This is a genomic window from Rothia endophytica (assembly GCF_928381505.1).
Taxonomy (GTDB): Bacteria; Actinomycetota; Actinomycetes; order Actinomycetales; family Micrococcaceae; genus Rothia; species Rothia endophytica_A.
The window spans coordinates 223,273-244,066 of the sequence record NZ_CAKMSJ010000001.1 but is presented as its reverse complement, the minus strand read 5'-3'; the positions used below and the strand labels follow the sequence as shown (position 1 = coordinate 244,066).

The following is a 20,794-nucleotide window of genomic DNA, read 5'->3' as shown; positions in this document are numbered from 1 at the left end:
ACCAAAGGAGATAGAGGATTCATGGCAAAACAGCTTGAATTCAATGATGATGCCCGCAAGCACCTGCAGGCTGGCGTTGATAAGCTCGCGAACGCGGTCAAGGTAACCCTTGGCCCCCGCGGTCGCAACGTTGTGCTCGATAAGCAGTGGGGTGCGCCCATCATCACCAACGACGGCGTCTCAATTGCTCGCGAAATTGAGCTTGAGAACCCCTACGAAAACCTGGGCGCCCAGCTGGCAAAAGAAGTTGCCACCAAGACCAACGATGTTGCCGGTGACGGCACCACCACCGCAACCGTCCTAGCTCAGGCACTGGTTGCTGAAGGCCTGCGCAACGTTACTTCCGGTGCCGCACCCGGTGAGGTCAAGCGCGGTATTGAGGCAGCAACGAAGTTAGTTTCTGAGCGTCTGCTAGAGAACGCTCGCGGTGTTGAGGGCGAAGAAGTTGCCCACGTGGCAGCAATTTCAGCCCAGTCACCCCAGATCGGTGAACTGCTCTCAGAAGCATTCAAGAAGGTTGGCCAGGACGGCGTCATCACCATCGAAGACGGCTCCACCACCGAGATTGAACTCGAAGTGACCGAGGGTATGCAGTTCGACAAGGGCTACCTCTCACCCTCCTTCGTCACTGACCCCGAGCGTGCCGAGGCCGTGCTGGAAAACAGCGTTATTCTGCTTTACCAGGGCAAGATCTCAACCGTTGCTGAAATTATGCCCGTGCTTGAGAAGGTTGTTCAGGCTAAGAAGCCGCTGACCATCATTGCTGAGGACGTAGACGGTGAAGCTCTGTCCACCCTGGTGGTCAACAAGCTCCGCGGCAACCTGGACGTTGTCGCTCTCAAGGCACCCGGCTTTGGCGACCGCCGCAAGGCGATTCTGCAGGACCTCGCAGTTCTCACCCAGGGCACCGTTATTACCGGTGAACTGGGCATCACCCTTGACGGTGTCACCATGGACCAGCTCGGTGGCGCTCGCCGCGTCACCGTCACCAAGAACACCACCACCATCGTCGAAGGTGCCGGGACCTCTGAAGAGGTTGCTGAGCGCGTTGACCAGCTACGCCGCGAAATTGAGCGTGTGGATTCCGAATGGGACCGCGAAAAGCTTAAGGAACGCCTGGCAAAACTGTCCGGCGGCGTCGGTGTCATCAAGGTGGGCGCTGCAACCGAGGTTGAGGCCAAGGAGCGCAAGCACCGCATTGAGGACGCAGTCTCCTCCACCCGTGCTGCTCTCGAAGAGGGCATCGTAGCCGGTGGCGGTACCGCCCTGGTGCACGCCCTGGCTGCACTGGATGGCTTTGACGCTGGCTCCCGCGACGCCCAGGTCGGTGTGGACATCGTCCGCCGCGCCCTGGTTCAGCCCCTGCGCTGGATCGCTGAGAACGCCGGTGAGGACGGCTACGTAGTGACCTCTAAGGTCGCTGAGCTGCCCATTGGTCATGGCTTCAACGCGGCAACCGGGGTCTACGAAGACCTCATTGCCCGCGGCGTCATTGACCCGGTCAAGGTGACCCGGTCAGCTCTGGAGAACGCGGCGTCCATCGCTGCCCTGGTGCTGACCACCGAAACCCTCGTGGTCGAAAAGCCTACTGAGGAAGAAGAAGACGACAAGTAGCCTCTTCTTTTTCAGAGAAAACTGCCCGCTATGGTCTTAGCCACCGTAGCGGGCAGTTTTGTGTTTTATAGAGCCGATGTATGGGCGTGAGCGGTAAACTAAAATCTTTATGGACTGCGCCAGCGGCACCTCAGCGCCCCAGCTGAGGCGCTCTGCTGGCCAAAGAGCAGGGAGGGAGTCTGCCTTCACCGGGCACGCTGTGATGAACCACCACACCAGCACGGATCAGAGCCGCCGCATCTATTCGGGCGAGCGCTCCTGGCGTCCTGAAATTCAGGGTCTACGCGCACTGGCCTTGCTGCTCGTTGCCGCCTACCACTTCTGGTTTGGTCGAGTATCGGGCGGTGTGGATGTCTTTCTCTTTGTCTCTGCTTTCCTGCTGACCGGTTCTTTTGCTCGCCGTATTGAAAGCGGAACTTTTGCTGCCGGTGGTCTTTTGCCAGGGCTGAGGGCTGTTTTTGCCCAGTGGGTGCACACCTTCAAACGACTGCTGCCCCTAGCTGCCATTACCGTTGCCCTCACCCTGCTGGGCACCTATTTCTTTATTCCTGCTGAGCGCTGGCTGAGCATCCTTGATGAGGCGGGCACCGTGGTGCTCTATCAGCAGAACTGGTGGTCCATTGATAACGCGGTGGACTACTACGCCACTGATAGCTCCCAGGCATCTCCGCTACGTCATTTCTGGTCCCTCTCGGTGCAGGGGCAGATTTACCTGCTCTGGCCGCTGATCTTTCTGCTGGCTGCACTTCTGATTCGCGCGCTGAAGGGTAGGGGAGTGTGCGCCGTCCTCATCAGTGTTTTCACGCTGATTTTTGCGGTATCGCTGACCTACTCCATCCGTGAGACTGAATCCAGCCAGGTCACTGCTTACTTTGATACCTGGGCCAGGCTCTGGGAGTTTGCGCTGGGCTCTCTGGTGGCCCTAGTACTGCCCCTGCTGAAGCTGCCCCGTGCCCTACGTGCTGTGATGGGCTGGGCGGGCATCATTGCCATTATTGCCTGCGGCTTTGTTTTGGACGTTAACGGCAGCTTCCCCGGGTACGTGGCGCTCTGGCCCACCCTGGCCGCCGCCTGTGTCATTGCTGCGGGAGATACCGGCACTAGGTTTGGCCCAGAAAAACTGCTGACCGCCAAGCCCCTGCTGGCGCTAGGGGGCTTCTCTTATGCCCTTTACCTGGTGCACTGGCCCATCCTCGTCTTCTACCTCTCCTATACCAAGCAGGAAAAGGCGGGTTTTATTGCCGGCATGGTCTTGCTCGTTCTCTCTATGGCGCTTGCCTGGCTGCTGACCCGCCTCGTTGAAAACCCTCTGCGCACCTGGAAACTGACCAACCGCTCAACCTTCACCGGGCTAGCTATGGTGGGAGCCTGCCTGCTCGTCGGGCTTATGCCCGCCCATGCCTGGACGTCCTCAATTCACCGCCAGGCGGTGCAGGCTGAGGCTAACCGCGCTATCAATAACGTGGGTGCTGCCGTGCTTGATTCAGACTATGAGTACGAGGGGAACGAGGCTGCCCCCGTCATCCCCATTCGAGCGGTGCTGGACGCTGACTGGGCTGAGTTGGGCTATTCCTGCGCTCAGATAAGACCCGAGATGCCGGTACCAGAAGAACTGGCGGGTAACTGCACTGTGCCGGTAGCCAATGAAAGCCCCACCCGCACGGTAATGGTGGCGGGCAATTCGCACATGCAGATGTGGCTCACCGCCCTGCGCCCACTAGCTGAGAGCCAGGGCTGGGAGTTGATTGCCAATATTAGGCCCGGCTGCTTTTTGACTGAAGAAGATAATGCCTCCTTTGCTAGCGGCGCTAACTGCGATGAGTGGGCGCAGGCGTCCTGGGATTTTCTTGATGCTCAAAACCCTGACACTGTCTTTGTGCACGGCACCCGCTCGCTTGCCGATGAACCCGATGTGCTTTTCACCGGGCTAGAGCCGCACATCGCACAGCTGACCGAGCAGGGAACCAGCGTTATCGGTGTGCGGGATACGCCGCGAATGTCACAGATGCACAAGGACTGCATGGATTCTTTTGGTAGCGCCGATGATTGCATTATGGGCCCGGGCCAGGACGTTCTAGATGACCCCCAACTTTTCTTCCAAGAAGCCTACCCCGGTTTTGCGGCGGTCAACCTGTCAGATTTAGTCTGCCCAGATAATGCCTGCCCACCGGCTATCGGCAATGTCTACACCTACTTCGATTATGACCACATCACCGCAACCTACATCGAGACCCTGGGTGACTATTTTGACCAGCGAGTGCTGGACGCCGTAGACCGGGCAGATTCTGCACTGGCGCCCCCGCTCGCGCAAGACGGCTAACCCGACTAAGATTGACAGCAGTGCGCCTCACCCACCCTTTGAAAGGTAACGGAACTTTCATGACCACTCCCACCGCCCTGAGTGAAGACCCCTTCGGCTTTACCGGTCTTACCTACGATGACGTTTTGCTTCTACCCGGCAACACCGATGTCATCCCTTCAGATGCCGATACCACTACCCGTCTGACCAAGCGTATTTCGATTGCGTCGCCCATTATCTCAGCAGCTATGGACACCGTGACCGAGTCAGCCATGGCGATCGCTATGGCACGTCTGGGCGGTATGGGCGTCATCCACCGCAACCTTTCCATTCAGGATCAGGCCGACCACGTGGACCGCGTTAAGCGCAGCGAATCGGGCATGATTACCAACCCCGTGACCGTTAACCCCGATGCCACGCTGGCAGAACTGGACGAACTCTGCGGTCACTTCAAGGTTTCCGGCCTGCCCGTAGTGGACGAGTCCGGTGTGCTGATGGGTATCATCACCAACCGCGACACCCGCTACCTGCCCGAGTCCACCTTTGAGACCACCCTGGTCCGCGAGATCATGACCAAGATGCCCCTGATTACCGGGCACGAGGGCATGAGCAAGGACGAGGCTTTTGCCTTGCTGGCAGATAACAAGATTGAAAAACTGCCCCTCATTGACGAGGCAGGCAAACTCACCGGTCTGATTACCATCAAAGACTTCACCAAGACCGAGCAGTACCCCCGCGCCACCAAGGACGACGAGGGCCGTCTGCGCGTGGGCGCCGCCATTGGCTTCTTTGGTGATGGTTACGAGCGAGCTATGAGCCTGGTTGAAGCCGGTGTGGACGCTCTCTTCGTGGATACCGCCAACGGCCACTCCCAGGGTGTGCTCGATATGATTTCCCGCTTGAAGAAGGACCCCGCCGCAGCGCACGTTGATGTTGTGGGTGGCCAGGCTGCAACCCGCGCCGGTGCCCAGGCCATCATCGATGCCGGCGCCGATGCCGTCAAGGTAGGCGTTGGCCCCGGTTCTATCTGCACCACCCGCATTATCGCCGGCGTGGGCGTCCCCCAGATCACCGCAATCAACGAGTCAGCTAAGGCAGCCATCCCTGCAGGTGTTCCCCTGATTGCTGACGGCGGCATGCAGCACTCCGGCGAAATCGGCAAGGCGCTGGTAGCTGGTGCGGACGCCGTCATGCTGGGCTCCCTGCTCGCCGGTACCGCCGAATCGCCCGGCGACCTGATTTTTGTGAACGGCAAGCAGTTCAAGGCTTACCGCGGCATGGGTTCCCTGGGCGCTATGCAGTCCCGCGGTGGTAAGAAGTCTTTCTCTAAGGACCGTTACTTCCAGGCAGATGTATCGTCTGAAGAGAAGCTCATTCCTGAAGGTATCGAGGGCCAGGTTCCCTTCCGCGGCCCCATTTCCTCTGTGCTTCACCAGCTTGAAGGCGGCCTGCGCCAGACCATGTTCTACGTGGGCGCTAACACCGTTGAAGAGCTCAAGAACCAGGGCAAGTTCGTGCGCATCACCAGCGCAGGCCTCAAAGAATCGCACCCCCACGACATCACCATGACCGTCGAGGCACCCAACTACCGCCGCTAAAGACCCGGCACACTAGCTGATATTGACCGAGCAGGCTCACAGCTCGGGGATAAGGAAACCATGACTGATCTTCAAATCGGTATGTCCAAGCGCGCTCGCCGCACCTACTCTCTCGATGAGATTGCCCTGGTGCCAGCCCGCCGCACCCGCGACGCCAACGACGTTAATATCAGCTGGCAGATTGACGCCTTCAAGTTCGATACCCCCATCATCGGCGCCCCCATGGATTCTGTCATGTCGCCGGCGACCGCTATTGCCCTGGGCAAACTGGGCGGTTTGGGCGTGCTCAACCTGGAGGGTCTCTGGACCCGCTACGAGGACCCCCAGCCCTATTTCGACGAGATTACTGCCCTGTCGGGGGACGACGCTCCAGCAGCTACCCGCCGCATGCAGGAAATCTACGCCGAGTCCATCAAGGCTGAGCTGATTACTGCCCGACTGGCTGAGATCCGTGAATCCGGTGTTATCGTTGCAGGTTCCCTGACCCCTCAGAACACTCAGGAATTCTACGAGACCGTCGTCAAGGCAGGCGTTGATCTCTTTGTCATCCGCGGCACCACCGTTTCAGCCCAGCACGTTTCTGAAAACCGCGAGCCCCTTGACCTCAAGAAGTTCATTTACGAGCTGGATGTTCCCGTCATCGTAGGCGGCGTCACCGGCTACACCCCTGCCATGCACCTGATGCGCACCGGCGCTGCCGGCGTCCTGGTCGGTTTCGGTGGTGGCGCCACGCTGACCACCCGCCGTGGCCTGGGCATCCAGGCTGCCATGGCAACCTCTATCTCTGATGTTGCCGCAGCCCGCTCAGATTATCTGGATGAATCCGGCGGCCGCTACGTACACGTGATCGCTGATGGTTCTCTGGGCCGCTCCGGCGATATGATCAAGGCGCTCGCCATGGGCGCGGACGCCGTGATGGTAGGTGCACCCCTGGCCCGTGCTGAAGAAGCGCCGGGTAAGGGCTGGTACTGGGGCAACGAGGCACACTCGGTGGACTTCCCCCGCGGTGTGCGTACCCAGCTGGGAACCGTAGGGTCTCTTGAAGAGGTGCTCTACGGCCCCAGCGCTCATGCTGACGGTACCGCCAATATCGTAGGTGCGCTGCGCCGCGCTCTGGCAACCTGTGGTTACACTGACCTTAAATCCTTCCAGCGCATCGACGTCAACGTCACCCCCTACGTCCGCTAACCTCTCAAGCTTTGCCCCGCACCTCACCGAAAGGGTGATGGTGTGGGGCTTACGGCTTGGAGCTTTCAACGTTGTACCCCTACTTCTAAGGCTGAGATTTCTTGCTGAAACTAGCATTCACCCCTCGCTGGATAGGCGGCCTGCTGGCCGTCCTAGCTCTGGTGACTGGCTTTGTGCTGCTCAGCTCCTGGCAGCTGGGGGCTTCTACCCAGGGGCAGGTTACTGCTGACCCTGCTAAAGATGTAGTGCGGCCTTACTCCCAGATTCTTGAACCGGGTGGCTATCTGGATGCTAGCGAGGTCGATACCGTGGTAGAGGCGACCGGCAGTTATGTCTCGGGATCTTCTTACCTCGTTGAAAATAAGCTCAACGATGGGGCCCAGGGGTTCTGGGTTATCTCCCTCTTCGAACCCACCGATACTGAGACAGTGAGCACAAGTTTCGGGGATTCACCTCGAGGCATCGCTGTGGCACGTGCCTGGACGTCGGTAGCTGAGCTTCCGTTGGAGCCCGAGGGCGAAATCACCATCGCCGGTAGGATAGTGGGCAATGACCCACCTATCAATAGCAACCTGATTGCAACGGAAGCTGCCGAGGAGCTGAAAGTTATCGGTTCAGCTAATTCTTCTTACCTCACCAACCTCTGGAACGCCCCGCTCTTCAATGGGATACTGGCCCTAGACTCTGAGAGCCTGGGTACCACTCCACTGACCGAGCAGGGCACCATTGAACCCACGGCAACCCTGCTGGAGCAGGGGGAGAACCTACTCCCCATCAACGCCCAGCAAGTTACCGATGAGACGGTTGACTGGCTCAATATTTTCTATGCGGTGGAGTGGATAGTTTTTGCTGGCTTCGCGCTCTATCTCTGGTGGCGTCTGCTCAAGGATGCCGTTGAGAAGCATAAGGACCCGGCTCTCTACTTCGAGTACGAGGGGGAGTACTGGGTCGATGAAGCGACCGGTAAACCCTACTATTACGACCCCGCCGATGATGCCTACTACTTCTTCGACGAAGTGGCCCCACCAGCGTCCGCCCAGGGGAAGCCCTAGGCTGGCGTCCCACCCTCATCTTTTCTTCAACCCTCGACCAACCCGAAAGCTGACCATGAGCGAAAATTCCCGCCCTGTTCCCACCCACCGCGCTGACGGTAAAAAAGTGACCCTGGCTGACGGTGCTGTGACCGAAGGGACCAAAGGTGGTTTCACCGTACGTAAAAAGTTCGGTGGCACCGAGACCCAGATCCGCGGCACCCTGACCTTCTACAAGTGGTGCGCCTGGATTTCCGGTACCTTCTTGCTGTTGCTCGTTGCCGAGATGATTAGCCGCTACGTCTTTGGCTATGACTTGGTCGCGGGTGGCACTGATGCCCAAACCGGTGAAACCGTAGCCCTGGGCTGGCTGAACCTTGAGACCGGTAACCTCCACGGCGGGCTCAACATCTCCACCTGGATTCTGATCATTCACGGTTGGTTCTACGTCATCTACCTCATCTCCTGCTTCCGTCTCTGGTTGCTCATGCGCTGGGCACTGCCTCAGATGATTGTGATGGCACTCGGCGGCGTCGTCCCCTTCCTCTCCTTCATCGTGGAGCGTCGTATCTATCGCGAGACTCTAGAACTGCTGGCTGCTAACCCTCAGGCCACCAAGCGCTACTAGGCGCCGGTGCCCAGCGGTCTTATCTGACATAGAATAAATACAAACACTCACCAATCAACCGAAAAGGTATATGCGTGACTACTCATAACCCCCTTGAGGAGCTAGAACAGCGCCCGGTACTGGTCGTCGACTACGGCGCCCAGTATGCGCAGCTCATTGCTCGCCGGGTGCGCGAAGCCGGAGTTTACTCCGAACTGGTGCCCCACACCCTGTCCACCGAGAAAATGCTGGCTAAGAACCCTGCAGCTATCATCCTCTCGGGTGGCCCTTCTTCGGTCTATGAAGAAGGCACTCCCAAGGGCGACCCGGCCCTCTTTGAAGCCGGGATCCCCGTTTTCGGTATCTGCTACGGCTTCCAGGTCATGGCACAGACCCTGGGCGGCACCGTCGCTAAGACCGGCCTGCGTGAGTACGGTGCCACCGATGCTGTGCTCTGCGCTGAGGATTCTTCCTTCCTGACCGGCACCCCTGCCACCCAGAATGTCTGGATGTCCCACGGCGACTCCGTATCTGAGGCTCCCGAAGGTTTCCGCGTGCTCGCTCAGACTCCCGGTGCTGCTGTTGCGGCTTTCGTGGACGAAGAACGCAAGTTCGGTGGCGTGCAGTGGCACCCCGAGGTTAAGCACTCTGACTATGGTCAGGTAGCTCTTGAGAACTTCCTCTTCAATGTTGCTGGCCTGGAAAAGACCTGGTCTACCGCCAACATCATCGAAGAGCAGGTCGCTCGAATCCGCGAGCAGGTGGGCGAAGACCGCGTCATCTGTGCGCTGTCAGGCGGCGTTGACTCCTCCGTAGCTGCCGCACTGGTCCACAAGGCTGTGGGCGACCAGCTGACCTGTTTCTTCATTGACCACGGTTTGCTCCGTGCCGGCGAACGTGAACAGGTTGAAGAAGACTACGCCACCACCATGGGCATCAAGGTTGTCACCATCGACGAGTCTGAGCGCTTCTTGGGCGCACTGGCCGGTATTACCGAGCCTGAAGCCAAGCGTAAGGCTATTGGCCGTGAATTCATCCGCTCCTTCGAAGCTGCCCAGCGTAAGCTCATTGAAGAAGCCGGTAATGACGGCGCTGACATCAAGTTCCTGGTGCAGGGCACCCTTTACCCTGACGTCGTTGAATCCGGTGGCGGCGAAGGTGCGGCAAACATCAAGTCCCACCACAACGTGGGCGGCTTGCCCGAGGACATGCAGTTTGAGCTGGTTGAGCCCTTGCGCACCCTCTTCAAGGACGAGGTGCGCGAGATTGGCCGCCAGCTAGGCGTTCCCGAGAAGATCGTTGCTCGTCAGCCTTTCCCCGGCCCCGGCCTGGGCATCCGCGTCATTGGCGAGGTCAGCAAGCACAACCTGGATATCCTGCGTGCTGCTGACGCTATTGCCCGTGAAGAGCTGACCAAGGCTGACATGGACGATAAGATCTGGCAGTGCCCCGTTGTACTGCTGGCGGACGTCCGCTCTGTGGGTGTTCAGGGTGATGGCCGTACCTACGGTCACCCGATTGTGCTGCGCCCGGTCTCTTCTGAGGATGCGATGACTGCTGACTGGTCACGCTTGCCGTATGATTTGTTGGCTAAGATTTCTAACCGGATTACCAACGAGGTTGCTGAGGTTAACCGAGTGGTTCTCGATGTAACTTCGAAGCCCCCGGGAACGATTGAGTGGGAATAAACCAAATTTTCCGAGCGAGCGAGGAAATAAAAATTTGGTTTATTCCGAGGCCATAGCGTAGCGGGCCTCGGGGGAGGGGGCGAGCTTGCTCGCTCCTTTCTTTTATTCCGCAAGCGTGCGAGCGGTTATATCGGCATAGATCGCATGTCTGCAATACTCATGACCGCAGCAGAGGCTAAGCGAAAGGCCGCCCTATCAACCGGTAGGGCGGCCTTTATCGGTTTTTTAGAAGCCGTAGGCCTTCATCAGGGCATCTGAGAAGGTCACCTGGTAGGGGAGTGCACGTAGTTTTACCTCATCGATATCAATACCGCGTTGAGTTGCTGCTTCAACGTACTCTTCCCAGGGGAAATCAACCTGGTGGGGAACGTCTGCTTTCACAATAGTGAGGAGTTCTTGGATAGCTTTGTCTGCCGTTTGGTGCCATTTCCCTGGGGTATTCGGGTTGCCGTGCCAGAAGGAGGTTAGCCCCCGGTCCATGTCGAGCTTGATGAGTGAACCGTCTTGGAGTTTGAGGTATTGGGCAATACTTACACTGAGGGTAGGGCTGGTGTTTTCAACCGGCGGGGTGTCGAGGTCGCACATGATGATGAGTGCTATTACCGGTAAATCTTGAACGAAGAGTGGTTTTCTGGTGAGTTCAGACCGCTCTGCGCCCTCAGACAATAGCGGACGGTAGCGGGGTGGAAAATCTGGCTTACTCATGCTGGCGAACAGGCGAGGTTTTTTGCTGGGCCGTAGTCTTTGCCTAGCGGGTCGGCGAAATTAGTTAAATCAGTGTCTACTGTTCCTCGCCATGCCACAGAGTTTGAATTTCTACAGGCCTTGTGAGGAGTTGCCCAACGACCTGTCCCGGACCCAGGCTTTACATCTTTAACGGTAGCGGATGTTTGCGTTATCCAGACACACCCGTATAACCCACTACAGAGAAGAGCCTGTAAATCAACAGTGACAGTTGCGGTAGATGGACATTTTCCTCCGTCAATAATCCAATAGCCGTGTACGGAGGCTTCCCCTCTAGTTATATGTGGATAATCAGCTATTCCATGCCAATCACAACCCCACCATGACCATAAGGGACTAACCGCATGCTTCTGTAGCGTAGGAGACTGATATGCGAGACCGGATTGAGATTCCTCTAAAGACGAAGGGGCAAAATCATAAATTTCTTTAGCTTCTTCTACGGAAACATACTCGGCATTAGGATCGCTGAGTACTTCTGCTGATGTAGCAGTTGCTGGAGTGCCTGTTTGGGGTGCGGCTACAGAAGCTGTAGGGACTAAAAATAGCTGTGATGAGTGGGCTATAGCTAGGAGGTAGACTGCAAGTTTTAAGATTTTCATACTATGTCCAATCTGATGATATGAGGTTTCCATAGGCCTCGAAACCTAGGACATAAGGAGGCCGAGTAAATCGGGGTGCCTGAGTCAGATTTTAGAACCCTCCTAACTAATCGGACCTGGTATAAATTGTGCGGTGGGAGCTAACGAACCGAACGGGGGGAACCGTAGTAGGTATCCCCTCATGCCACTTGGTTTACATGTGGTGTGGTTAACATCATAAAATATCTTGTAAATTTTTGGTAGGAGCTCTAAATTTTTATAAGTGAAAGGTTTTCAGAGGTAAGCATGGACTATGGAGCATGTTCCCCGGATCTTGGTGCAACTCCTGCGGATTTTGTGTCAATTTGTAAGTCCAGCTCAAGCTTTCTAAGAACCATCAGAAGAATAAGGTAGGCCGCCAGACGGCGTTCTGGGTGCGCCGGTAGCCCGCTGGCTCGGGGCTGGCGTGAATTACGGGCGATCGCCCCGCGCTAGACCGTAAGAGGGTCAGCTGGCGCCCAACAGATCTGTCATTATAAGTCAGGGCCGTCACACTCATTGGGTGTGACGGCCCTTTTTTGTGAATTTTTTTGATGAGCTAGTGACAAATAAACCTGCGTGCGGTTAGGTTTAACGGGTTGTGTCGTCCCCCTTTTGATGGACACAGCGTTCTTTCCCCCACTGTAAGGCTGTTTTTCATGCTTGTACTATCTCTTTTGAGGCGTGGAGTGCGCCCATTTATTGCCCTGTTGACTCTAGCGTCGGCGTCCTATCTTGTTCCCGCTCATGCCGTGCCTGCTGAACTTTCAGATGTAGGTATGGGGCCGCGTTCAGTGCAGCAGAAAGAAGTGCCGTTGCCGGTAACCGGCGGTGATAACCCCGGGGCTCAGATGGGTCAGGCGTTCAAGAATGCGGAGCAGGAAGGGGTGGCCATGACACAAAATGGCTTGGGAAACGCAGTTCAGAATAATCTGCAGCCAGCCCCCGGGGTGCTGGGTATGGATGTCTCAGGCTGGCAGCCCAACGTTAACTGGGTTAACGAGTACGCTAAGGGTGCGCGTTTTGCCTACGTTAAGGCGAGCGAGGGTAGCTACTACACCTCTGATGATTTTTCGTCCCAGTATCTTGGTGCCGATAGGGTGGGGATGCTGCGCGGTGCCTACCACTTCGCCATTCCGTCTCTAACCGGTGGTGCTGAGCAGGCGCGGTTCTTTGTTGCCAACGGTGGTGGGTGGAGCCCGGATGGGCGGACGCTACCTGGCTTGCTGGATATCGAATATAACCCCTACCCGCAGCTAGGGGATATGTGCTTCAATATGTCGCCGGCGCAGATGAACGCGTGGATCACTGATTTTACGGAGACTTACCGAAATCTCACCGGCCGTTACCCGGCTATCTATACCACTACTCACTGGTGGCGAAACTGCACGGGTAATACAGATGCCTTCAATTTCGTGCCCTTGCATTTGGCAAGCTATTCCCACCAGCCTGGAGCTATGCCTAACGGCTGGGCGAAACAGGATATCTGGCAGTATTCTGATGCTGGCCCTTTTGCCGGAGATTCCAATATTTTCAGTGGCACGATGAGTGACTTACGGGGGTTTGCGACCAATGCTAACTACCGCCCCGTGGGGAGCACCAGGCCCCTGGAGGCAGGCAAAGATTTCGTTGATGTGCCACCGCATCATGTCTTTTACGGTGAAGTGAACTGGCTGTCTTCTAACGGTATTTCTAGGGGCTGGGAAGACGGCACATACCGCCCGATGACCTCGATCACACGCGAAGCCATGGCTGCCTTCATGTATCGCATGGCTGGTGAACCTAACTACTCTCCACCTGCTAGGTCCCGTTTTTCTGATGTGCCTGTGAACCACCATTTCTATAAGGAGATTAGTTGGCTAGCTGATCAGGGGATTACGAGAGGCTGGGATGACGGCACTTTCCGCCCTGATGAGTCTATTAGTCGTGAGGCCATGGCGGCTTTCTTCTACCGTTTAGCGGGTGAGCCTGCCGTAGCAGGAGCTGCACCCTTCGTGGACGTTGATCGCGGCGCTGCTTTTCATAAGGAGATTAGCTGGCTGGCATCAACGGGTATTACCCGTGGCTGGAGCGATGGTACCTTCCGCCCGCAGGAGCCTGTCAGCCGTGAGGCCATGGCGGCCTTCATGTACCGGTTTACTTACAGGCCTTAGGAAAAGTCTAACGACGATGGCTGTCCTCCCGCCGCAGTGCTTCTATCAGCAGACACAAGAAAACCCCTGCCGCTCTTTGATGGAGAAGATCAACAGGGGTTTTCTTAGCTGCAGAGTGCAGGACGCTACTAGTTGGCTAGGCGGTAGACCTTAGCTTCGTAGGGGCGCAGGGTGGTGCCGGCATCATCTGCGTAGTTAGAGATGACCTTAGAAAGACCCTCTCCGAGCCCGAAGTCGCGGGTTAGCTCCTGATCGGTAAAGTTGGCAATCACCAGAAGCTTCTCACCCTCGCCAGTACGCTCGTAGGCGTAAACCTGGGCATCATCTTCACCCAGGGGGACAAAACCGCCATAGACCATGAGATCTTGCAGTTCACCGCGGCGCAAAGCAATCAGCTGACGGTAGAAGTTCCACAGCGAGTCCTCACGGCTTACCGCCTCCGCAGCGTTAATCTCGGTGAAGTTGGGGTTCCCTCCAATCCAGGGAGTGCCCGTGGTGAAGCCACCGTGGGCAGAGTCGTCCCACTGTACCGGCGTCCTGGCGTTATCACGGCCCTTGGCATAGATCAGCTCCATAGCCTGCTCGTGGGTCAGGGTGCCGTACTGGCGCACCATACCCTCGTACATGTTGAGTGAATCGAGGTCCTTGTAGTCCTCGATAGCCTCAAACTGCACGTTGGTCATGCCGAACTCTTCACCCTGGTAGATGTAGGGGGTGCCCTGCATAAAGTGAAGCACCGTTGCTAGCATCTTGCCCGAACGTTCCCGGTATTCCGGTGAATCATTGCCGAAGCGGCTGATGGTGCGGGGCTGGTCGTGGTTATTCCAGTAGAGAGAGCCCCAGGCCTTACCTGCTAGCTTGGTCTGCCACTCATTGAGAATGGTTTTGAGTTCCACCAGGTCAACGGGCTTCCGGGACCACTTACCCATGCCTGCATCGGGGTCAGAATCCACCGCCATGTGCTCAAAGTGGAAGATCATGTGTAGCTCATCTGACGTGAAACCAGAGAACTGGATGGCTTCCTCCGGGGGAGTAGCGCTCATTTCGCCCACGGTCATCACATCGTACTTAGCGAAGGTCTGAGCGTTGAGCTCGTGCATCCACTCGTGCACCCGGGTACCGTTTTCGATAACGAAAGGAATCGAAGAGGTCTGCTTGCCGGGCACTACAGCGGGGTCATCGGGCAACCCTTCAGGCTTGGAGATGATGTTGATGGCATCCAGGCGGAAACCGTCCACACCCTTATCCAGCCAGAAGGTGACGATATCGAAGATTTCCTGACGAACCTTGGGGTTCTCCCAGTTGAGGTCCGGCTGCTTCTTGCTGAACATGTGCAGGTACCACTGGTCGGTATGCTCGTCATACGCCCAGGCAGGGCCGCTGAACTCAGAAACCCAGTTATTGGGGGGTAGGGGGTTTCCCGCCTCATCATGACCTGAAGAATCACGCCAGATGTAGTAGTCGCGGTATTCATTATCGCGGCTGGCACGGGACGCCTCGAACCAGGCGTGCTCATCTGAGGAATGGTTGACCACTAGGTCCATCAGAATCTTAATTCCCAGGCAGTGGGCGGTTTCCAGCATGGTATCGAAATCAGCCATGGTGCCGAACTCTGGCATAATCGCCCGGTAGTCCGAGATGTCATAGCCCATATCGTCATTGGGCGAAGCAAAGACCGGAGACAGCCAAATAACGTTAATGCCCAGCTCTGCTAGGTAGGGAAGCTTCTCGGTAATACCGGGGATATCGCCCAGACCGTCGCCGTCGGAGTCCTTAAAGGAGCGAGGCCAAATCTGGTAGACCACCGCTTCCTTCCACCACTGCTTACCTGAATGATCTGCCATTAGTTTTCTTCCTTCTGAGTGTAGAGGTAGACCTTTGCCTCGTAGGGGCGCAGGGTTTCACCTTCGTCATCAGTGTAGTTGCTGGTCAACAGAGTGCGCTCGCCGGCAGGCTGTTCGTAGGAGCGCTCGATCTGCTGGTCAGTGAAGTTAGCAATGACGAGCAAGGTCTGGCCTTCGCTGCTGCCGGTACCCTCACGCAGGTAGGCGTAGACCTGCTCATCTTCAGCGTCCAACAGACGGTAGGTTCCATTGACCATCACAGGGTTTGCGTGGCGCAGCTTGATGAGCTCCTGGTAGTGGTAGAAGACCGAATCTTCATCTGCCAGCGCTTCTTCAGCGTTGATCTCTGTGTAGCGGGGGTTGAGCTTGAGCCAGGGTTCATCTGCGGTGAAACCGGCGTTCTTTTCTGCGCTCCACTGCACGGGAGTGCGAGCATTGTCGCGGCCTGACGCGGAAATGTAGCGCAGCATGTCCTCATGCGACACAGCACCTGATCCCACTAGCTTGGCGTAGGAGTCGTGAATTTCGATGTCGTTGTAGTCTTTGATGTCATCAAAGAAAACGTTGGTCATGCCCAGCTCTTCACCCTGGTAGATGTAGGGGGTGCCCTGCATGAAGTGCAGCACGGTTCCTAGCATCTTGGCGGAGCGAACGCGGTGCTCGGGGGCGTCGTTGCCAAAGCGGGAGACAGCGCGGGGCTGATCGTGGTTGTTCCAGTACAGTGCATTCCACGCCTTGCCTGCCAGATCGTCCTGCCACTTGGAGAGAATACGCTTAAGGTCCACCAGCTTGAAGCGGGTGTCATTCCACTTGCCCAGCTTGGCATCCGGGTTGGCATCCACACCCATATGTTCGAACTGGAAGAGGGTTTGCAGTTCACCGCGGTCAAAGCCGGTGTAGAGCAGGCCGTCTGCGGTGGTGACATGCGGGGTTTCGCCCACGGTGATGACGGGGTAGTGAGCCAGCACCTTCTCGTACATTTCGTGCAGGAACTCGTGGACGCGAGGGCCGTTGGCTGCCATCCCCAGGGAGTCGGTCTTGGCGCCAGCTGCTACAGCAGGGTCATCGGGGTAGGCAGGGTCTTTAGAGATCAGGTTGATGACGTCCATGCGGAAGCCATCGACACCCTTGTCCAGCCAGAAGCGCATGAGTGCGTAGACTTCTTCGCGCAGGGCAGGGTTTTCCCAGTTGAGGTCAGGCTGCTTGACGGAGAAGAGATGTAGATAGAACTGCTCGGTGACCGGCTCCCATTCCCAGACGGAGGGAGAGAATGCTGCCACCCAGTTGTTTGGCGGTATGGGGGAGCCGTCCTCGGCGAAACCGGCGGCGTCCTTCCAAATGTAGTAGTCACGGTACTTGTTATCACGGCTGGTTTTTGCCTGCTGGAACCACTCGTGCTCGTCAGAAGAGTGATTGACCACCAGATCCATCATGATTTTGATGCCGGCTTCATGGGCGGTTTCTAGCAAAGTATCGAAGTCTGCCATGGTGCCGAATTCGTCCATGATGTCTCGGTAGTCCGAGATGTCATAGCCGTTATCGTCGTTGGGTGACTTGTAGATGGGAGAGAGCCAGATGACGTCCACACCCAGGTTAGCCAGGTAGGGGATTTTTTCGGTGATGCCGGGCAGGTCGCCGATGCCGTCGCCGTTGCTGTCGTTGAAGCTCCGGGGGTAGATCTGGTAGACCACAGGCTCCTGCCACCATTGGGTTTCCGCTGTGGGCTGGTCTAGTTGTTCTGTCACGGTGAACTCCTAATTGGGGTTGAAGTGAGGCGTTAGAGGTCGATTTTGAGGTAGAGACCGGAATGGTCAGAGATTGCAGCTGCAGGGTCGTTATCGGGGAAGATAACGCTGTGCTCAGCTACCGGTAGGTTGGTTGAGCTAAAGACGAAGTCAATGCGTTGCTGAGCGGCGACCAGAGCGTCCCAGCCAGCGATAGGTTTGTGAACGGTTGCCTCGCCGGTTACGGTCTGAGCAGTGGTAAAGGTGTCCACCCACCCCATCGATGTCATGAGGTCATAACCTTCGCCGCGTACCTCTGCGGGGCTGTTGAAGTCCCCTGCCAGGAGGGCGGGGGCGCTACCTGCTAGCTGACGTATTTGCGCATCAAGCTGCTTGAATTCATTCTCGAAGTAGTGCACTCCTTCTCGCTGCCACCAGGACATGTGGGTGGATGCCACCCAGGCGCCCTGGTGCTCATCGCCCAACTGAACAGCGAGCGCCACGCGGCGCGGCACGTCGGTGTACCCGTAGGACGGCGCGAGGTTGAGCATCTCGATACGGGCGACAGGAGACTTGGTAAGGATTGCGACCCCTTCGTCGTAGCGGTCAAACCCGATGTGGGCTTCAGCCCAGCCCCAGTAGTAGCCGTGGCCGGTGAGCTCAGTAATGAACTGATTGAGTATAAGGGCGAAGTTGTCCTGCCGTATCGGCCGTTCGTTGCCGCCGAGGAAACGCTCGGGTTCTTCAGCAAGTGGGGAGTGCCTAAACTGGTTGACTTCTTGTAAAGCAACGACATCTACAGATTCAGAGACGATGAAGTGGGCTAGCTCGTAAATCTTGGGAATCTGGTGAATCTCTAGCCAGCTGTGCACGTTTAGCGTCAGCAGTTTCATGAATGGGCTCACCTTAAAGTCGGAGTAAGAGGTTAAGTTGTCTACCATCCTATAAACAGGTGTTACCTTGCCGTAAGCAAAGAATATGTGAAGGGGAGGGGAACTTTTACCCGCTGCTGTAAAAGGTTCCAATCTCTGAAATTAATACCAATTGTGGGTTGTGGCTCTCAAAATATGTCAAACGCTGGTTATATTAGGTCTTGAGTTATTACACGGGCGCTAGCTACACACCCTCGCAAGAGTTCAGACGCGGCGCCTCAACACGAAAGGGATCTCTACCGATGATGGAGAAGATTCAGAGGTTCGGCTCGGCGATGCTCGCCCCCGTCCTCATCTTTGCTTTCGCCGGTCTTGCCGTTGGTATCGCGATCATCTGCAAGAACGAGCAACTCCTGGGCAGCATCGCTGCTGAGGGTACTGGCTGGTACAACTTCTGGTCAGTTTGGGAATCAGGCGCATGGACCGTCTTTAACCAGATGGAACTGCTCTTCGTTCTGGGTTTGCCCATTGCTCTGGCTAAGACCGCTCAGGCACGTGCAGTGCTCGAAGCTGGTATGGTCTACCTGACCTTCAACTACTTCGTTGGTAGCATCCTCAGCATCTGGGGTTCAAACTTCGGTGTGAACTTCGACGTTGACCTTTCAGAAGGCGCTGCCGGCACCGGTCTGAAGATGATTGCAGGCATCAAGACCCTCGACACTGGTATCTTCGGCGCCATCATCATCTCAGCAATCGTTGTATGGCTCCACAACCGCTACTTCGGTACCAAGCTGCCCGACTTCCTGGGCATCTTCCAGGGCACCCAGTTTGTCTACGCCCTCGGCTTCTTCCTGATGATGCCCGTCGCTCTTCTCTTCTGCCTGGTATGGCCTCCCATCCAGACCGGTATTGAGTCCATGCAGGGCTTCTTCATCAGCTCCGGCGTCTTCGGCGTATGGCTCTACACTTTCCTCGAGCGCATCCTGATCCCCACCGGTCTGCACCACTTCATCTACACCCCCTTCGTCTTTGGTCCCGCTGTGGTTCCGGATGGCATCACCAAGTACTGGGTTGCTAACCTGGACACCTTTGCAGCTAGCCAGACCCCCGTTAAGGAACTCTTCCCCGGTGGTGGCTTCGCTCTGCACGGTAACTCAAAGGTCTTCGGTCCCATCGGTATCGCAGCTGCTTTCTACACCACCGCACGCAAGGAAAAGCGCAAGGAAACCCTTGCCCTGCTGATTCCCGTCTGCCTCACCGCAATCCTGATTGGTATCACCGAGCCCCTGGAATTCACCTTCCTCTTCCTGGCACCCCCGCTGTTCGCAGTTCATGCAGTTCTGGCAGCTACCATGGCAGCTACCATGTACGGCTTCGGCGTTGTTGGTAACATGGGCGGCGGTCTGATTGACTTCCTCTTCCAGAACTGGATCCCCATGTGGCCCAACCACTCCGGTATGGTTCTCACCCAGATCGCTATCGGTTTCTGCTTTACCCTGATCTACTTCGTGGTCTTCCGCTTCCTGATCCTCAAGTTCAACTTCAACACCCCCGGTCGTGAAGTTGAAGGTGAAGAGACCAAGCTTTACACCAAGGCTGAATACAAGGAAGCCAAGAAGGCTGGCACCCTGAACAAGGACGGCTCAGTAGTAGCAGCTTCAGCCGCGGCACCCGCTGCAGCTACCGCAACCTATGACGACCCCTACACCCAGCGTGCGACTGAGTTCCTGGCCCACCTCGGTGGCGCTGAGAACATCACCAGCGTGAACAACTGTGCAACTCGTTTGCGAGTGTCAGTTGCTGACCCCGCACTGGTCGGCACCGAGGCTGACTTCAAGTCCTCCGGTGCTCTAGGCCTGGTCAACAAGGGCAAGGCTCTGCAGGTCATCGTTGGTATGGACGTCCCCCAGGTTCGTGACAAGTTCGAAGAACTGGTCAACGAGGGCAAGTAAACCCACTCTGGCACTAGCTAGATAGCTGAACGCCAAAAGGGCTCCTGAGCTTCAACACATGTACGCTAGAGATAGCAAGCGAGTGGGAAGGCAGGAGCCCTTTGTGGATTTACAAGAATTAGTCAACACGCATCACAACCGGCTGAGTGAAACCGAACGCGAGATACTTGCGTTCATGCTCAATAACGAGCAGTTTGTTGCTGACTCAACGATTAGCGCACTGGCTCATAAAACTTTCACTTCAACGTCCAGCATCATTCGCTTGACTAAAAAACTGGGCTTTAGCGGTTTTGCAGAGTTAAAGTTCTTTGTCAAGAGTTCTTTGAGCTCAACCTATGAACCTAACGCAGATTTCCTTGAAAGCGGGCGCGAGGACATCCTTAAGACCTATGAGGGTCTGCAGGGCGCAGACTTTGACGCGGTCTCCCGAATGTTGCACCAAGCCCGCACCATATACTGCTACGGCACCGGCTTCGCCCAGCGTAATGCTATCTCTGAGTTTTCTAAATCAATGCTGTCCTGCGGAAAATTCACCCACGTGATTCCCGCCAGTAGTGAATTTAGAGGTAGCACCGGTGCCATCACCCCCGATGACCTCATGATTATTGTGTCCCTATCCGGTGAAACCGCAAGTGCTCTTGATACAGTCAAAACCCTGACAGCACGCAAAATCCCCATGATTGCCATTACGGCACCCGGAGTCAACACCATCTCCTCGGCGGCAGATATCTCACTGCATTATGAAGCCACCCCCACCGTGACCAAGTTTCAGCGAGACCCCTTCCATTCATTTGTGGCGCTTTCCGTGCTCCTTGATTACACGGTCCGCCAGTACATTCAGTTTCTCGAAAGCAATTAACCCG

At 56.5% G+C, this 20,794-nt stretch carries 14 protein-coding genes; 10 read left to right on the top strand and 4 right to left on the bottom strand.

Annotation, left to right across the window (positions count from 1 at the left end; all coding sequences use genetic code 11):
• The first annotated feature begins 21 nt into the window (after window positions 1–21).
• The 7 genes from groL to guaA all read left to right on the top strand — a co-directional run bounded on the left by groL (window position 22) and on the right by guaA (window position 10,025).
• Entirely contained in the window at window positions 22–1,614 is a 1,593-nt protein-coding gene (groL, locus tag L6990_RS01070) for a chaperonin GroEL (protein WP_237202226.1), read from the top strand.
• 109 nt (window positions 1,615–1,723) lie between these two features.
• Window positions 1,724–3,934, top strand: coding sequence for an acyltransferase family protein (locus L6990_RS01065; protein WP_237202225.1), 2,211 nt, complete (start codon window positions 1,724–1,726; stop codon window positions 3,932–3,934).
• Window positions 3,935–3,993: 59 nt separating this feature from the next.
• Entirely contained in the window at window positions 3,994–5,511 is a 1,518-nt protein-coding gene (guaB, locus tag L6990_RS01060) for an IMP dehydrogenase (protein WP_237202224.1), read from the top strand.
• A gap of 60 nt (window positions 5,512–5,571) precedes the next feature.
• Window positions 5,572–6,699 carry a GuaB3 family IMP dehydrogenase-related protein gene (locus L6990_RS01055; protein ID WP_237202223.1) on the top strand — a complete coding sequence of 376 codons (1,128 nt, stop codon included), beginning with the start codon at window positions 5,572–5,574 and terminating at the stop codon, window positions 6,697–6,699.
• Window positions 6,700–6,800: 101 nt separating this feature from the next.
• Window positions 6,801–7,751: an SURF1 family protein gene (locus tag L6990_RS01050; RefSeq protein ID WP_237202222.1), complete on the top strand. Its 951-nt coding sequence runs from the start codon at window positions 6,801–6,803 to the stop codon at window positions 7,749–7,751.
• A 55-nt stretch (window positions 7,752–7,806) separates the two neighbouring features.
• Window positions 7,807–8,358 (top strand): DUF3817 domain-containing protein, encoded by a 552-nt coding sequence (locus tag L6990_RS01045; protein WP_237202221.1) that lies wholly within the window; start codon window positions 7,807–7,809, stop codon window positions 8,356–8,358.
• A 74-nt stretch (window positions 8,359–8,432) separates the two neighbouring features.
• A complete protein-coding gene (gene guaA, locus L6990_RS01040; protein WP_237202220.1) occupies window positions 8,433–10,025 on the top strand; it encodes a glutamine-hydrolyzing GMP synthase in 1,593 nt (530 codons plus the stop codon).
• 225 nt (window positions 10,026–10,250) lie between these two features.
• Here guaA and L6990_RS01035 read toward each other — a convergent pair whose 3' ends face one another.
• Window positions 10,251–10,730: a hypothetical protein gene (locus tag L6990_RS01035; protein ID WP_237202219.1), complete on the bottom strand. Its 480-nt coding sequence runs from the start codon at window positions 10,728–10,730 to the stop codon at window positions 10,251–10,253.
• A gap of 1,315 nt (window positions 10,731–12,045) precedes the next feature.
• Between L6990_RS01035 and L6990_RS01030 the strand changes: the two genes are divergently transcribed.
• Window positions 12,046–13,539, top strand: coding sequence for a GH25 family lysozyme (locus L6990_RS01030; protein ID WP_237202218.1), 1,494 nt, complete (start codon window positions 12,046–12,048; stop codon window positions 13,537–13,539).
• A 128-nt stretch (window positions 13,540–13,667) separates the two neighbouring features.
• Here the strand turns inward: L6990_RS01030 and L6990_RS01025 are convergent, their stop codons facing one another.
• From L6990_RS01025 to L6990_RS01015, 3 genes are read right to left on the bottom strand one after another with little or no spacing between them, the layout of a single operon-like run.
• On the bottom strand, window positions 13,668–15,383 hold the full coding sequence (locus tag L6990_RS01025) for a glycoside hydrolase family 13 protein (protein ID WP_237202217.1): 1,716 nt from the start codon (window positions 15,381–15,383) through the stop codon (window positions 13,668–13,670).
• Complete coding sequence (locus tag L6990_RS01020) at window positions 15,383–17,128, bottom strand: glycoside hydrolase family 13 protein (protein ID WP_237202216.1); 1,746 nt, start codon at window positions 17,126–17,128, stop codon at window positions 15,383–15,385. The genes L6990_RS01025 and L6990_RS01020 overlap by 1 nt, the downstream gene beginning before the upstream one ends.
• 32 nt (window positions 17,129–17,160) lie before the next feature.
• The gene (locus L6990_RS01015; protein ID WP_237202215.1) at window positions 17,161–18,000 is read right to left on the bottom strand and encodes an endonuclease/exonuclease/phosphatase family protein; all 840 of its coding nucleotides are present in this window, start codon (window positions 17,998–18,000) and stop codon (window positions 17,161–17,163) included.
• A gap of 281 nt (window positions 18,001–18,281) precedes the next feature.
• Here L6990_RS01015 and L6990_RS01010 point away from each other — a divergent pair, with 281 nt between their 5' ends.
• Together L6990_RS01010 and L6990_RS01005 are read left to right on the top strand one after the other, a co-directional pair.
• On the top strand, window positions 18,282–19,931 hold the full coding sequence (locus tag L6990_RS01010) for an alpha-glucoside-specific PTS transporter subunit IIBC (protein WP_237202214.1): 1,650 nt from the start codon (window positions 18,282–18,284) through the stop codon (window positions 19,929–19,931).
• Window positions 19,932–20,034: 103 nt separating this feature from the next.
• Window positions 20,035–20,790, top strand: a complete 756-nt coding sequence (locus L6990_RS01005; protein ID WP_237202213.1) for a MurR/RpiR family transcriptional regulator — start codon at window positions 20,035–20,037, stop codon at window positions 20,788–20,790.
• Window positions 20,791–20,794: the final 4 nt, after the last annotated feature.